General features: G+C 44.1%; 9 protein-coding genes. 8 read left to right on the top strand and 1 reads right to left on the bottom strand.

Annotated elements, in window-relative coordinates:
* Positions 1-35 precede the first annotated feature (35 nt).
* The 8 genes from FHS10_RS15515 to FHS10_RS15480 all read left to right on the top strand — a co-directional run bounded on the left by FHS10_RS15515 (position 36) and on the right by FHS10_RS15480 (position 14,224).
* Positions 36-485, top strand: coding sequence for a Sec-independent protein translocase subunit TatA/TatB (locus FHS10_RS15515; RefSeq protein WP_259092031.1), 450 nt, complete (start codon positions 36-38; stop codon positions 483-485).
* A 70-nt stretch (positions 486-555) separates the two neighbouring features.
* Positions 556-729 carry a Sec-independent protein translocase subunit TatA/TatB gene (locus FHS10_RS15510; protein WP_259092029.1) on the top strand — a complete coding sequence of 58 codons (174 nt, stop codon included), beginning with the start codon at positions 556-558 and terminating at the stop codon, positions 727-729.
* A 100-nt stretch (positions 730-829) separates the two neighbouring features.
* Complete coding sequence (gene gatA / locus FHS10_RS15505) at positions 830-2,254, top strand: Asp-tRNA(Asn)/Glu-tRNA(Gln) amidotransferase subunit GatA (protein WP_259092027.1); 1,425 nt, start codon at positions 830-832, stop codon at positions 2,252-2,254.
* A 65-nt stretch (positions 2,255-2,319) separates the two neighbouring features.
* Entirely contained in the window at positions 2,320-3,606 is a 1,287-nt protein-coding gene (locus FHS10_RS15500) for a lytic transglycosylase domain-containing protein (protein WP_259092026.1), read from the top strand.
* Between the two features lie 118 nt (positions 3,607-3,724).
* On the top strand, positions 3,725-6,001 hold the full coding sequence (locus FHS10_RS15495) for an NADP-dependent malic enzyme (protein ID WP_259092024.1): 2,277 nt from the start codon (positions 3,725-3,727) through the stop codon (positions 5,999-6,001).
* Positions 6,002-6,041: 40 nt separating this feature from the next.
* Entirely contained in the window at positions 6,042-6,626 is a 585-nt protein-coding gene (gene ruvA, locus FHS10_RS15490; RefSeq protein WP_259092023.1) for a Holliday junction branch migration protein RuvA, read from the top strand.
* 24 nt (positions 6,627-6,650) lie between these two features.
* On the top strand, positions 6,651-13,709 hold the full coding sequence (gene sov / locus FHS10_RS15485) for a T9SS outer membrane translocon Sov/SprA (RefSeq protein WP_259092021.1): 7,059 nt from the start codon (positions 6,651-6,653) through the stop codon (positions 13,707-13,709).
* A gap of 14 nt (positions 13,710-13,723) precedes the next feature.
* On the top strand, positions 13,724-14,224 hold the full coding sequence (locus FHS10_RS15480) for a YcxB family protein (protein WP_259092020.1): 501 nt from the start codon (positions 13,724-13,726) through the stop codon (positions 14,222-14,224).
* A gap of 209 nt (positions 14,225-14,433) precedes the next feature.
* Here the strand turns inward: FHS10_RS15480 and FHS10_RS15475 are convergent, their stop codons facing one another.
* Complete coding sequence (locus FHS10_RS15475; protein WP_259092017.1) at positions 14,434-16,242, bottom strand: hypothetical protein; 1,809 nt, start codon at positions 16,240-16,242, stop codon at positions 14,434-14,436.
* Between the last annotated feature and the right edge of the window lie 41 nt (positions 16,243-16,283).

The following is a 16,283-nucleotide window of genomic DNA, read 5'->3' as shown; positions in this document are numbered from 1 at the left end:
TTAATTGTTTATATTTGTAACCTAAAAAAAATGCGATGCTAAGTACAGTTTTTTTATTTTTAAATATTGGTACAGGCGAGATGGTACTGATACTTTTTGCAGCATTAATGTTATTTGGCGGCGAAAAGCTTCCTGGTATGGCACGGACACTTGGTAAAGGCATCCGTGATTTTAAAGATGCATCTGAAGATGTAAAGCGCGAGATCAATAATCAGATCAACAACTACAGCGAAAAAAAGGAAGAAACTACAACAACCCCGGTAATAGAAGAACATGCTACTCCGGTTATTGAAGAACATAAAACCGCGCTTATAGAAGAGCACGCGGCAGATCAAACGCCGGTTGCCGAAAGCGTGGAGCATCACCCTAACCCGGTGGTTGCCGAAAATAGTTTACCACATTCAATCCCGGTGAGCAATCCCTTCGTAAGTAACAACGAAGCAGAAAGCACAGGATCAAAAATCGACTTAAGTAAACATTCATAATTGTTTAGGTCAACGTAAAAGAGCATTCTACATTAATCATAATATTAACATACATAAAACTTAAAAAATCATGGGTGGATTAGGCGCACCAGAAATTATTCTGATCATTATTGCAATACTTTTATTGTTTGGCGGTAAAAAAATACCCGAACTAATGAGAGGCTTAGGAAAAGGCGTTAAAGAATTTAAAGACGCGCAAAACGGCGAAAACTCTTCTTCTTCAGAAGAAAAACCTAAAGTTTAATACTTTAAGATAAAGCGTTTTTACTGCTTTAGTAAACGATATAAACTTATCTGTTGAATAATTTATTATTACAACGGATAAGTTTTTTTATTTTAGCCCCATGGCTAAATTTTATTCCTCTTTAACAGAAATAAAGAGCGGGTTGCAGCGTGCGGAGATTACTGTTCAGGATTTGGTAAAGAACTATTTGGGCGAGATTAAAAAAAACGCCCATTTAAATGCTTTTAACGAAGTATTTGAAACAGAGGCTTTGGCTAAGGCCAAAGAGATTGACCAGCGCATTCAAAATGGTACTGCCGGTAAGCTGGCCGGTATGGTTATAGCCATTAAAGATAATATCTGCTACAAAGGGCATGAGGTAAACGCCTCATCCAAAATACTGAAAGGTTTTACATCAATATACTCATCAACCATTGTTGAACGCCTGCTTGCGCAGGATGCTGTGATCATTGGCCGTTGTAACTGCGATGAGTTTGCCATGGGGGGCTCAAATGAAAACTCTTTTTTTGGTCCGGTAAAAAACTATGCCGATGAAACCAGGGTATCCGGTGGTTCATCGGGCGGTTCGGCGGTTGCGGTACAGGCCAATATGTGTCATGCAGCTATCGGTACGGATACGGGCGGCTCGGTTAGGCAGCCGGCATCTTTTTGTGGTGTTATCGGCTTCAAGCCCACTTATGGCCGTATCTCCAGGCATGGCATCATTGCCTATGCGTCGTCATTTGACCAGGTGGGGCCTATAACCCGTTCGGTTGAAGATGCTGCTTTGCTGTATGAAGTAATGGCTGGTTCGGATGAATATGATGATACGCTTGCACAACGGGAAGTTGAATCTATCACCATAAATAAAGAAAAACCCGCCCCTAAAAAAATTGCCTATTTACAGGAAGCCATTTCAAGTCCAGGTGTTGATACCGAGGTAAAAGACGCGCTGGTAAAATACATTGATAAATTAAGGGCCGAAGGCCATACCGTAAAACCAATTGCCTTTGAGCAATTGGACTACATGGTGCCTGCCTATTATATATTAGCATCGGCCGAAGCCTCATCAAACCTGGCAAGGTATGATGGGGTACATTACGGTTTCCGTAGTCCATCGGCTACAGATCTGCAATCAACCTATAAACGTTCACGTTCTGAAGGTTTTGGTAAAGAAGTGAAGCGCCGCATTATGTTGGGCACGTTTGTACTTAGCGCAGGTTACTATGATGCGTACTATGCCAAAGCGCAAAAGGTACGCCGGTTGATCCGCGAAAAAACGGAAGAGATCTTGAATGAATACGATTTTATATTGATTCCCACAGCTCCTGAACCTGCTTTTGCAATAGGGGCCGAAGAAAAAGATCCCGTGGTAACGTATCTTTATGATATATTTACCGTACAAGCATCTTTATCCGGTGTGCCTGCCATATCGTTGCCTGTTGGCAATAATACCGAGGGTTTGCCGTTAGGATTACAATTATTGACTAAACATTTTAACGAACAACAACTGTTAGATTTCTCTGAATACTTCCATAAGCTTTGAAAAAGGAATAATTTAGTAGGAAATCTGGTGCGGCAAGCATCATTACTTAATCAAATCCACCAATAATGAAGAGATTATTTACGCTTACCATCTGCCTGTCACTACTGCAAATCATTCAAGCCCACGCCCTCCCGTCAACAAAACAGATCAGTCATTTTGCAACGTTTCATGGTGATGTAAACGCCGATACTACCATAGTGCCGGTAATTAACCATCCAATGCCTATAGGCGCGCAAGGCAGCATTTACAAACGCCGGCTGGATTCTGTCCGCAAGGATATTCAGTTAGATTATAACGAATATGTGCAAAGCTACATTGACCTGTACATGCACAACCGTGATGAAATGGGGCAGGTTGCCGGGCTTACCAAATATTACTTCCCTATTTATGAGAAAGCTTTCCGCGACGCGGGCATTCCCGAAGAAATAAAATTTTTATCAATAGTAGAGTCAAAGCTTGATCCCAACGCCATATCAAGGGTAGGGGCTACAGGTCCATGGCAGTTCATGGCTACTACCGCCAAAGTTTACGGCTTAAGCATGACCGACTATGTAGATGAGCGCCGCGATCCTATCCAGGCCAGCTATGCCGCTGCCGCTTATCTGAAAGATGCCTACCAGGAATTTGGCGATTGGCTGCTGGCCATAGCATCCTACAATTGCGGCAAAAGCAATGTGGAGCATGCCATGGAAAAAGCAGGTGCCGGGAGTGATTTCTGGACTATCCGCCAATACCTGCCTGCCGAAACCCGTGGTTATGTGCCTGCTTTTATAGCCATGAACTACGTGATGAACTATTTTGGCAAGCACAACATTGTAGCCCAGGCCTGCAACTTTTCGATAAAAACGGATACAGTAATGGTTAAAAAGTTTGTATCGTTAAGTAATGTGGCCCGCGCCTTAAATGTAGGCGTCGGCGAAATAACCATCCTTAACCCGGCTTATCGCAGGTTAATTGTAAATGGTACGCCAAATGCGCCGCGCAGGCTCATCCTGCCGCAAACCTCAAAAGAAAATTTTGCAGCTTTATATAATGTATTGAACAGCGCCGGCGATGCGGTAGCTCCTATGGAGTTTGCCAAACCAGCCCCGGTTTACGCGGTGGCAGCTCCTGTAGTGCACCCTGCTTATGTGGAAACGGGTAAAACAGATCGTAAGATAACTACCTATCATAAAGTTAAAAAGGGCGAAACACTGGCTGGTATAGCCGATTTGTTTGGCTGCGAGGTGCACGATCTTAAAGTATGGAATAACCTGGAAAGCAACCGCGCGCCTGTAGGTAAAACAATAAGGGTTGCGGCTGGTGGTGATATCTCGGCAAGTGTATCTGCTGATACTAAACCTACCTTGTAAATACAGGATAATATCCGGTTACGGAATAGCCCGATTTTGACATGTTTCAAAACCGGGCTTTTTTATTTGAGGTTACCATAAAAAGAATTGTAATTTTGGGCGCTTGAATTTTGAGAAGATGAATAAGAACAACCGTAAACAGGATGCCCTGAATTATCATTCAATGGGTCGTCCCGGGAAGATACAAGTAGTGCCCACCAAGCCTACCAATTCGCAACGAGATCTTACAATGGCTTACTCGCCCGGTGTGGCCGAACCCTGCCTGCGCATAGCCGATAATGTTGATGACGTATATAAATACACAGCCAAAGGTAACCTGGTAGCTGTAATCAGTAACGGTACGGCGGTATTGGGTTTAGGTAATATTGGTCCCGAGGCCAGTAAACCGGTAATGGAAGGTAAAGGCCTGCTGTTTAAAATTTATGCCGATATAGATGTTTTTGACCTGGAGGTAAACGCCAAAACTGTTGACGAATTTGTAAATATTGTAAAGGCACTTGAGCCTACCTTCGGCGGTGTAAACCTCGAAGATATTTCGGCCCCAACCTGCTTTGAGATAGAACGCAGGCTTAAAGCCGAAATGAATATCCCGGTAATGCATGATGACCAGCATGGTACCGCCATTATATCTGGCGCGGCCTTGATGAATGCCTGCGAAATTCAGGGGAAAAAACTGGATAAGATTAAAATGGTAGTGAACGGTGCCGGCGCTGCCGCGGTATCCTGCTCTAAAATGTACCTGTCATTAGGCGTTAAAAAGGAAAACCTGGTGATGTTTGATATCAATGGGGTATTAAACGAGCAACGCACCGATCTTGATGATATCAGGATGGAGTTTGCTACAAGCCGTACCGATGTTAAAACACTGGCCGATGCCATGAAAGATGCCGACGTATTTGTTGGTCTTTCTGCCGGTAACGTAGTAACCCCGGCCATGCTCAAATCAATGGCTAAAAAACCGGTGGTATTTGCCATGGCTAACCCTGTGCCCGAAATTGATTATGACCTGGCCATCAGCGCCCGTGAGGATATTATTATGGCAACCGGCCGGTCGGATTTCCCTAACCAGGTAAATAACGTATTGGGTTTCCCTTATATATTCAGGGGCGCGCTTGACGTAAGGGCAACGGCCATCAACGAGGAAATGAAAATCGCGGCTACCATTGCTATAGCCGAAATGGCCAAAAAGCCGGTTCCCGAGGCTGTTAACCTGGCCTATAATATTACCAACCTTAAATTTGGCAGGGATTATATTATCCCTAAACCAATGGATCAAAGGCTGATCACCGAGGTATCTATGGCTGTTGCAAAGGCAGCTATCGAATCGGGCGTAGCCCGCAAGGTGATCACCGATTGGGATGCCTATGCCGAAGAATTACGGTCGCGCCTGGGTAATAATGATAAGCTGTTGCGCAACCTCACCAACAAGGCCAAGCAAAGCCCTAAACGCGTGGTTTTTGCCGAGGCTGATAACTACAAGATCCTAAGATCGGCCCAGATAGTAAAAGAGGAAGGTATTGCTACCCCGATATTGCTGGGTAACATTGAAAAGATCAAAAAGATCATGCGCGAAAATGAGATTGACCTGGGCGATGTACAGATCATCGACCCGCGCGAGGGTTGCGAAAATATGGAGGAGTATGTTGATTTCCTTTATAAAAAGCGCCAGCGCAGGGGGATTACCTTATTTGAGGCCCGCAAAATGATGATCGACCGTAATTATTACGGTGCCAGCATGGTGCAGTTTGGCCGCGCTGATGCATTGATCTCGGGCTTAACCAAAGATTATGTAACCACCGTTAAGCCGGCCTTACAGATCATTGGTACCGAAGATGGTGTAAACCGGGTAGCCGGTATGTATATGATGATAACGCCTAAAGGACCTGTGTTTTTTGGCGATACCACAGTAAACGTAAACCCAACGGTGCAAGAGCTGGTTGATATTACGGTGCTGATAGAACGCTCGGTTAAACGGTTCAATATCGCGCCAAGGGTAGCTTTGCTATCGTACTCCAATTTTGGATCGAACGAAGGCGAGATCCCCGAAAAGACCAGGGAAACGGTAAAAATACTGCATGCCAAATATCCCGATATGGTGGTTGATGGCGATATGCAGGCCAACTTTGCCTTAAACGCCGATTTGCTTGCCGATAATTTTCCGTTCTCTACACTGAACGGTAAACCCGCTAATACGCTGATATTCCCTAACCTGGAATCGGGTAACATTGCCTACAAATTGTTGCAGGAGATAGGCGGTGCGGAAGCTGTTGGGCCAATATTATTAGGCCTTAAAAAACCGGTGCATGTATTGCAATTAGGTAGCTCGGTACGTGAAATTGTAAACATGGTAACCATAGCGGTAATTACTGCACAGGTTAAAGCCGGCGATAAATAAACCTGGCCATTTTTAAAAAACTAACAAGGAAATAATATTTATGTACGATTATATTAGTGGTAAACTGATTTTTAAAAGCGCGTCGCATGTAGTTATTGATGCCGGTGGCATAGGTTATCACATTAATATATCGTTAAATACTTATTCAAAACTTGGTGCTCATGAAAGCTGCAAACTATACGTTTGGCAGCATGTAAAAGAAGATGCGCTCACCCTGTACGGTTTTGCCGATGATGGTGAGCGCCGCTTATTTATGCACCTGATCTCCATATCAGGTATAGGGCCAAATACCGCGCGCATGATGCTGTCATCAATAACCCCGGCCGAGATCCAGGCTGCCATTGTAAATGGTAACGTGGCAGTCATCCAACGCATCAAAGGTATTGGTCCAAAATCGGCCCAGCGGGTAATCCTGGAATTACAGGATAAACTACGGAAAGAAGGACCTGACACCCTTACCGTTGTGCCGGTTGATAAAACTGCTAAGGATGAAGCACTTACCGCCCTGGTAATGCTGGGCTTCGCCAAGAACGCGGCAGAGAAGGTTCTTGACCAGCAAATGAGTAACAATGGTGGTGAATTAACCGTAGAACAGCTTATAAAGTTTGCATTAAAAACATTATAATTACGTTCAAATTCGACTTGACTTTTGATAAAAATATTTACTTATAATATTATTATAAGTGGGTTGTTAATTCTTGCTTTCGGCGTGCTGAACGGCGCTTATGCGCAGCAACAGCAGGCTCAGAAAACCAGGATTGATACAACCCAAAGAAGTACGCCCGCACCCCTTGACCTGGCCCAACCCAAAAATGTTAGGCTCAGGGATGGTATTTTCAGTTCGGACCCGCCGGGACTGGTGCGTACGGTTGAGTATGATCCTGTAACCAACCGATATATCCTGTATGAACGTGTAGGAAATTTATTATACCGTGCCCCCCAATACCTAACCTTTGCGCAATACCTAAAACTAAAAGAAAGATCAGAACAACGTAGCTATTATAAACAACTGGCAGATAACTATGCCTATGATTCGCAACAACCTGGTTTTATCCCGGTGATTAAGGTGCGGAGCCGTACGTTTGAGCAGATGTTTGGCAGTGATAAGATCGATATCCGTCCTCAGGGATCGGCAGAAATGATCATGTCTGGCCAGGTTAATAAAAACGAGAACCCACTGTTTAATACAAGGCAGCGCAGCCAGTTTAACTTTAACTTTGATCAAAAGATCCAGTTAAACGTAACCGGTAATATTGGCGATAAGTTAAAGATTACAACCAACTACAACACCGAGGCCCAGTTTCAGTTTGAAAACCAGGTAAAGCTGGATTATACCGGATCGCCTGATGAGATCATTCAAAAAATAGAAGCCGGTACGGTAAGTATGCCCTTGCCTACCACGCTCATCACCGGTAGCCAGGCCCTGTTTGGTGTAAAAACCAAGTTGAAGTTTGGCAGGCTGGATGTAACCAGTATTTTATCGCAACAGCGCTCACAATCAAAAACCATTACCATTACCAATGGTTCACAACAGGGCGAGTTCAGGCTTACCCCGGCAGATTATGAGGCCAACAAGCATTTCTTTTTATCGCAGTATTTTCGTAATAACTACAACCGGGCGCTGGCAAACATCCCTATCATCAGCTCAAACATCAACATTACCAAAATTGAAGTTTGGACAACCAACCGCACTAACGTAACTACCGATTCGAGGGATATATTGGCTTTCCTGGATCTGGGCGAAAATAAGCCATATAATACTCATCTTCAGGGTGGTGCCGGCTTTAGCGCTTTGCCCGCAGGCTTTAAAGGGCCGGGTTTTGCGCAACAGTCCAACTCGCTGTTAAATGGTTTGCCATCTGCTGTAAGGCAAACCAATTCAAACGCTATAGCTACATATTTTCAATCGTTAGGAAGTAGCAATAGTTACACTGATAATTATTCGAAGCTAACTTATGCGCGCAAGCTTGTTTTAGATAAGGATTATAAGCTGAGCCCGCAGTTGGGCTATATATCCCTTAATTATCCATTAAATAACGATGAGGTTTTGGCGGTGGCCTACCAGTACACCATAAACGGCGTGCAGTACCAGGTAGGTGAGTTTAGCAGCGATGTGGCGGTTGATCCTACTACCCCAAAAGTGCTTTTTGTAAAATTGCTGAAAAGCGAGCTACTGAAAACCAACCTGCCAACATGGGATCTGATGATGAAAAATATCTATTCCCTTGGTGCTTTCCAGATAGCTCCTACCAACTTTAAACTTACCGTTACCCGCCTGGATGATAAATCGGGTATCGAAAAAACGGTGATGGAAGAGGGGGCCAACACCAAAGGCAAGCTGTGGCTGCAGGTTACCGGGCTTGATAATTTGAACCAGCAAAGCGACAAGCAACCCGATGGCTATTTCGATTTTTTGGAAGGGATCACTATCGATTCGCAAAACGGCCGCATTGTGTTCCCTACGATAGAGCCCTTTGGATCGGACCTGGCCGCCAAATTTACTGCCGGCGAAGCCGACCTGGCCAAGCGATATGTGTACCAACCTTTATATGATTCTACCAAAACCATAGCCCAGCAGTTTTTCCCGGCACTTAACCGGTACGTGATCAAAGGAACTTATTCATCAACCGGTGGATCGGAGTACCAGTTAAACGCAGTGAACATTCCGCAGGGTTCGGTAACGGTAACTTCCGGGCAGCTTAAGTTAAATGAGGGTACCGATTATACTATTGATTACAATTCGGGGCGAATTAGGGTGCTTAACCAGGCTTTGTTGTCATCGGGCCAGCCCATCAGCGTAAAACTCGAAAATAATGAGCTCTTTGGCGTTCAGCAAAAATCCTTATATGGGTCAAGATTTGATTACCATGTAAATGATAAGCTGAATTTGGGTGGTACCATTATGCACTTAACCGAGCAGCCTATCACCCAAAATGAAATAGCCGGCGAAGAATCCATCTCAAACACTATCTGGGGTTTTGATGCCAATTACAGTTCTCAATCCCGGTTTTTAACCAGGCTGGTTGATAAAATCCCACTTATTCATACCAAAGCGCCATCATCGGTTAATTTTTCGGGAGAGTTTGCACAACTGTTACCCGGTAGCCCTGGCGCATTGAACTTTGCAGGCTCAAAAAACGGAACCTCATACCTTGACGACTTTGAAAACAGCCAGTCTATCATCGATATCAAAAGCGCGAATGCCTGGCAAATTTCCGGTACACCGCAGCTTTTCACCGAGTCGGCTTTGTTTGACGATCTGAGTTATGGTTACAACCGTGCCCGCCTGGCCTTTTATAATATCGATCCTATATTTTACACTAACTCGGGTAATATCAATGTTTCCCGTAACGATCTATCAAATCATTACGCGCGCCAGGTATTGGAGCAGGAAGTATTCCCTAATAAACAATCGTCAACCGGGCAGCCTTTGAGTTTGGCTACCCTGAATATGGCCTTTTATCCAAATGTGCGCGGGCAATATAACTATACCACCACAAGTATAAACCCTGATGGTACATTACAAAACCCCAAATCGCGCTGGGGTGGTATGTTCAGGAAATTGGAAACCAATGATTTTGAATCGTTAAACGTATCGTATATCGAATTTTGGGTGCTCGATCCGTTTATATACAAGCCCAACTCGGCAGGCGGCGATCTGTATTTTAACTTAGGCAGCATCTCTGAAGATATTTTGAAAGACGGGCGCAAGAGTTTGGAAAACGCCTTGCCCGTAAATGGCGACCTTACCCAGGTTGATGAAACCCATTGGGGCCGGGTATCAAAATTACAACCTGTTATTAACGCGTTTGACAACAACCCCGATGCCCGACGTTTGCAGGATGTTGGTTTGGATGGACTGAATGATGCGGATGAAAGAACCAAATTTGCCCCCGTGGTGAACCAGGTAAAAGGGCAGCTGAATACGGCGGCCGCTACGGCCTTTGCCAATGACCCATCATCTGATGATTACCAATATTACCAGGGTGCCGCGCTTGACCAGGCCCGTTTAGGGATCCTTGACCGCTACGCTAAGTACAATGGTACCGATGGTAACTCCAAAACATCGGCACAGTCACAGGCCGAACTGGGTATCCAAAACTCGGCATCAACCTCGTTGCCCGATGGCGAGGACATCAACCGGGATAATAACATGAGCCAGGAAGACGCGTACTTTCAATACAAGGTATCTATCCGCCCCGGCGATATGGTTGTTGGGCAAAACAACATAAGCGATAAAGTAACTGCCAATGTAAAGTTGCCGAACGGTACCACACAGGCGGTAACATGGTACCAGTTCAGGATCCCTATTACGGGTTATGATAGTAAGGTGGGTAATATTGAAGATTTTAAAGCCATCCGTTTTATGCGGATGTTTATGACCAATTTTGCCGATACCGCCATCCTCCGTTTTGCTACTTTAGAATTGGTGCGCGGTGAGTGGCGTGCTTTCAATACTGAGCGGAACCTGCTTAACGTAATTGCCGATCCATCGATCAGCAATCCACCGATAGACAATTCAAGCATTGATGTGCAGGCTGTAAACATTGAGGAAAATGGTAACCGTACACCTATCCCTTATGTGGTACCGCCGGGCATTCAGCGCCAGCGCAATTATAATAACCTGCAAACCAACACCAAACTTAATGAGCAATCATTATCTGTAGATGTAAAAAAACTGCGCGATGGCTATTCAAGGGCTGCCTTCCGTACTTTTTATAATGATTTGCGCAAATACAAACGCATCCAGATGTTTGTACACGCCGAGGGCGATCAGCTAAAGGATAATGATATCAACGCCTTCATTCGCCTTGGCGTCGATTACCAGGACAACTATTACGAGTACGAAGTGCCGCTGAAAATAACCCAGCCCGGCACGGCAGACCCGGACGCGATATGGCCAACCGCCAACGCTATCGACCTGGAGCTTGGTTTACTTACCCGCGCAAAACTGAAACGAAACCACTCTAACGTTGCCTATAACGAAGTATTTAAATATACCGAAGGCAGTCAAACAGTGTACATTAAAGGGCAGCCCGATTTAAGCAGGCTGCGAACGATCATGATAGGTGTGCGCAACCCCTTAAAAGGTACTAATACCACTGTTACCGACGATGGCCTGGATAAAAGTGGAATTGTTTGGTTTGATGAATTACGCCTTACCGATTTTGACCAGCGCGGCGGCTGGGCCGCTACAGCCAGGTTGGATACCAAGCTGGCCGATTTTGCCGACGTGACCTTTTCGGGCAGTAAAACTACCGTTGGTTTTGGTACGCTGGATTCGCGCCTGAATGACAGGAGCCAGAGCGATGACCAGATCTACGATATTTCGGCCACTGCCGAACTTGGCAAATTCTTCCCGGATAAAAGCGGCATTCATATCCCGGCTTACATCAACGTGTCATCGCAAAGAAGTATGCCACAATATGATCCAGGATCGCCGGATATTGAGCTGAAGCAAACCCTTGCAGCGGCTACCAGCAAACAGGAGCGCGACTCGATCAGGAATGCAGCGGTTGATTATACTTTACGACGGAGCATTAACTTTACCAATATCCACAAAGCTAAAACTAATCCATCGGCGGCAAACCATATCTGGGATGTAGAAAACCTGAACCTGAGCTACGCCTATACCCAGTTTTTGCACCATGATTTTACCACGCAAAACGATGTGGAGAAAACTTATCACCTTACCTTTGCTTATAATTATACCAATACGCCAAAGTATTATAGCCCCTTCTCCAAAATTATCAAAAATAATCTGCTGGCCCTGGCGCGCGATATCAACTTCAGTATCCTGCCGTCAAGGTTAAATTTCAGTATCAATTTTGATCGTTTTTACTCGGAAAATACCCTGCGGGATAACGATCCGAACAACTTTATCCCGATACCAACCACCACATTTAACAAATACTTTAATATTACCCGGGTATACGGTATAGGATGGAACCTGACCAAATCATTACAACTGGATATTGATGCAACCAACCTATCGGTGGTTGATGAACCTGCCGGCCGCATCAACGGTTTAAAACGCGATACGCTTTGGGATAACCTTAAAAAGTTAGGACGTACAACCAACTACAACCACACGCTAAATGTTAACTACACCCTGCCGCTCAGCAAAATTCCGGGGATGGATTGGGCATCGGTAGTAACCCGTTACAGCGCGCACTTTAACTGGCAAACCCAGCCGCTGTTTGCCATTAACGATCCATCGTACGATGTAGGTAACAGCATCAGTAACCTGCGCGAAATTAACGTGGCACCCACTTTAAACATGGTATCGTTGTATAACAAGTTTCCGTTTATACGTAAGGCCAATAACCCCAATACGCCAAATGGCATTGGCAAAGTATTGATAGGCCTGTTAACCAGCGTTAAAAATGTGAGCGGAACTTACTCCCGCAAGGGCGGTATTTATTTGCCGGGTTACCTGCCGCAATCGGGTATTTTTGGCGAAAACTCGGACTATAATGCACCGGGTATTGGATTTTTATTGGGTAGCCAAACTGATATCCGCGCCAAGGCGGTAGCCAATGGCTGGATAAGTACAGATACGCTACAGAACCAGCTATACACCAAATCTGTTAACGAAGACCTGCATTTAAGGGCGGTAATTGAACCGTTTAAAGACTTGAGGATAGAGCTCATAGCGCTTAAAACACAGGAGCACGATTACCAGTCGAACTTTAAATATTTGGCATCAACCAATAGTATTGAAACATTAAGCCCGGTAACTACGGGTAGTTATACCATATCATACCTAACCATTGGTACGGCGTTTAAAAAGACAACCGGTATTGATAATACCTCGCCATTGTTCCAGAAACTGTTGGATAACCGCAGGGTGATTTCCCAAAAACTGGCTTCCCAAAACCCTAACTCCACCCGTTTGGTAGATTCGGCCGGCTTTTTTGACGGTTATGGGCAAAATTCACAAAACGTGCTGGTGCCGGCGTTTATAGCGGCCTATACAGGTAAAAATGTAAATAAAAGCAGCCTGTCGCAATTCCCTAAAATACCTATCCCTAACTGGGATATCAGGTACACGGGCTTAAGCAAGCTGCCTTTTTTATCGGATGTTTTTGACTCGTTTGATTTGAGTCACGGCTACCGGTCGTCATATAACGTAAACGGTTTTACTACCTTGCTGCAATACCAGGAAACCCACGGGGCCAGCAGCGCGCGCGATTTAAATAACGACTTTTTGCCGTATTACCAGTTTTCGCAGGTTACCATATTTGAGCAGTTTGTGCCCTTGCTGGGTGCCAACATGAGGTTTAAAAACAGCATGACCGCCAACCTGGAGTTCAGGCAAAGCCGTACCTTGAGCCTGAGTTTACTCAATAGTCAGTTGGCACAGCAAAACGAAAAAATAGTGGTGTTTGGCTTTGGTTATCACACCAAAAACTTCCATTTCCCTTTTGGGTGGATGGAAGGCAGCGCCCCTAAGGATGTTAATTTTAAGGTCGATTTTTCTTTACGAGATAACAAAACCCTTATTTACCGTGCCGATGTGCAGGCCGCCGAAATTTCATCAGGCGCGCAAAATATCACCGTAAGGCCATCCATTGACTACGTAATTAACCAGCGCTTTAACCTCAACCTGTTTTACGATTCAAACCTTACCCGGCCTTATACGTCGCAAACGTTTAATACCGCTTTTACTAATTTTGGTATTAACCTGAAATTATTACTTCAATAAATTATATTAGTGGCATGGAAGATATTATAGTAAATAGCGCTATCGATTTTAAAACCTACTTAGGTATTGTATACCGAACATATTTTGCGAAGAGAATTTTTTTAATAATAGGAATTGCGTTTGTTGTGTCACAGATCTTTTTACTTACCCAACCCCATATTGATTGGCCGTATGAGTTTCAAGTACTCACTTTCTTTATCGGTTTTTATGGATTATTGATTCCTATCCTGATGTATTTTGCTGCTAAAAACAGCTTTAAGAAAACTGCGTTCCTGCGTGAGCCTTTGTTGTATAGTATTAATGAAGAAAAAATTGAAGTAAAAGGGGATACTTTTAGCAGTAATAATAATTGGCAATACATAACCAAATTAGTAGAGCGGGAAAAATATTTTATGGTTCGTACTGGAAGCCGGGCTTTCCATTATTTACCTAAAGATGGTTTTAAATCAAGAGAAGATATAAGCAGGCTCAAAAGCATAGCTAAAGAAAAAAGTATAAAATTTTCTTATAAATAGAGTAATTATCTAACTCCCGCGAGGTTAGCGTAGCGTAACTCGTGGGTAAAACTGGCGTAAGCTTTCGGCTTACGTAACTAATAAATATGAGAGCAGGGCAGCTGAAAGCTGCAGCCATGGATACCCACGGGCTAAAAGCCCGCGTGGGTTTAGTGCTTAGACTATACAATGCATTTTCAAATTCTCAAATCTTCAAATTCTCAAATTAATTACCTTCCCTGTTCCTTTTCAAGTTTCCGCTCTTCCCGGTGTTTTTTCCGCTCGGCTTTTTTAATCTGCCTTTCCTTTTTGTTTTGGTTATGCTCTTCTATGCGTTGGTTGGTGGCGCGTTTAGATTTTTCGTCGAGCCCCACGGCAGGTTTTATGCCTTCGAGCAGGGTGCGCCAAACGGTTTTAAAAAATGGCGAGTCTTTCGGTCGATGGTAAACTACATAGGTTGTTCGGGGCACCACCCCAGCGGCATCTGGGTTGTTGCGCTTAATCACAAACAGGTTGGCAAATATCGACATCAGCGACTGCTTTTTTAACTGGTTGTGAGCTGTATCGGCCTTTAAAAGCGAAACCTTCAAATCGTTATACAACAGCGATACATTACCTTTAAATACCTTGCTATTGGCCTGGATATCAAAATTAAACTGCTTAACAGATCCTGAACTTATTTTAACCATGGCCAGGGCCATGCTTGCCTGGTTTATTTTATTGGCCGCAAACGGCCCCAGGCTTCCTTTGTAACTAAAGGCGGCATCCTTATCGGTAAGGTTGAACAGAAACTGCGCGGTAAGATGGCCCCGGTTCATGAAGTAGCTACTCAAATCGGCCCTGGTAATGTTGTTTTTTTCAATGGCTTTTTTGTTGGTGGTTACATTATAAAAACTACCGCTGGTGTTGTTGAACAGAACCGTGCCGGTCTTCTTTGAGTCATTGTTAAATTCGGCATACTCCACATTAATGTTTTTTAAATGGATGGTATCAATGGTAAGGTTGGCATCGGTATTACGCACCATCATGTTGGGGAAGGTGGATACCGCGTCGCCTTCATCTTCGTCCTTTTTTGATTTATTAGGGTTGTTGGATACCCGTACAGATCCATTGTGCAATTGTAAGCTGGAGGCGTTTAAAATGCGGTATTTATGATATAGTAAATAATCAAAATTATTAAGCTGCAGCGAGTCGACGGCTACAGTAACACGATCACTTTGCGTTTTATTGAAAAAGACATCTGATTTGGCTGGTTCCAGCTGCAGGCCCACCACGTTAAGGCGGGAGGTTAAGGTAGATAGTTTTAGATATTTAATCCTGTAATCATATAGGCCATTATCGGTTTTGCCGCTGTAATTATTTAATTCGGTAACTATTTCTTTACAATAAGAAAATCGCGATTTGTCAGTCTGTGTCAGCGAATCGATCAGCAGGTCGGATACGCTGATGTTCATTTCCTTCAACGTGGAAATTGCCAGCTTGTGACCCGAATAATCCTTGTACTTAAACTTTACATCATTTAGGTAGATATGATCTATCTGTATAGAGTGAAGTACTTTGGAGATTTTTTGCCACGCTGTGCGATGGTCCTTCAATACCGTATCCTGGGTATGGTTAAGCTGATAGCTCACATTCAGTTCGGGCTCATTTAAAATGATCTCGCTGATCCTTAGCTTATGTCTGAAATAGTAGCTAAAAGGGTGTACATGCTGCAATATCAGCTTTTTTACATGTAGGGTAATAAGGTTATTGGTAGCCAGGTGCTGTAGCTTCCTTTTGTTGTAAATAGCGGTATCGGGCACCATGTTGATATTATAGAAAGTAACTTTACCTTCTAACAGATGTAATTCGGCCTTTGAAAAATCGGCATGGTACAGGCTGTCGCTGCCGGTTAAAACAGCTTCACGCAGTTCGGTAGCCAAAATGGGGGCCAGCCGCTGGTTTAGTATTAAAGCGATAATGAAGATGACCGTTACCGGGATCAGCACAAAATTAAATGTTAGTTTTTGCCACTTATGCTTTAAAAATTTAAGCTTCATTTATCGATGTTTCTTTTGGCTCTTGTATCTCCGGTGACTTT

Source organism: Mucilaginibacter dorajii (assembly GCF_024808255.1).
Classification (GTDB): domain Bacteria; phylum Bacteroidota; class Bacteroidia; order Sphingobacteriales; family Sphingobacteriaceae; genus Mucilaginibacter; species Mucilaginibacter dorajii.
This window is presented reverse-complemented; position numbering and strand designations above follow the sequence as displayed.

Bases quoted from the DNA above. Each gene is read 5' to 3' on its own strand.
- FHS10_RS15515 (WP_259092031.1), top strand. From the start codon at position 36: ATGCTAAGTACAGTTTTTTTATTTTTAAATATTGGTACAGGCGAGATG.
- FHS10_RS15510 (WP_259092029.1), top strand. From the start codon at position 556: ATGGGTGGATTAGGCGCACCAGAAATTATTCTGATCATTATTGCAATA.
- FHS10_RS15475 (WP_259092017.1), bottom strand. From the start codon at position 16,242: ATGAAGCTTAAATTTTTAAAGCATAAGTGGCAAAAACTAACATTTAAT.
- FHS10_RS15500 (WP_259092026.1), top strand. From the start codon at position 2,320: ATGAAGAGATTATTTACGCTTACCATCTGCCTGTCACTACTGCAAATC.
- FHS10_RS15480 (WP_259092020.1), top strand. From the start codon at position 13,724: ATGGAAGATATTATAGTAAATAGCGCTATCGATTTTAAAACCTACTTA.
- FHS10_RS15495 (WP_259092024.1), top strand. From the start codon at position 3,725: ATGAATAAGAACAACCGTAAACAGGATGCCCTGAATTATCATTCAATG.
- ruvA (WP_259092023.1), top strand. From the start codon at position 6,042: ATGTACGATTATATTAGTGGTAAACTGATTTTTAAAAGCGCGTCGCAT.
- gatA (WP_259092027.1), top strand. From the start codon at position 830: ATGGCTAAATTTTATTCCTCTTTAACAGAAATAAAGAGCGGGTTGCAG.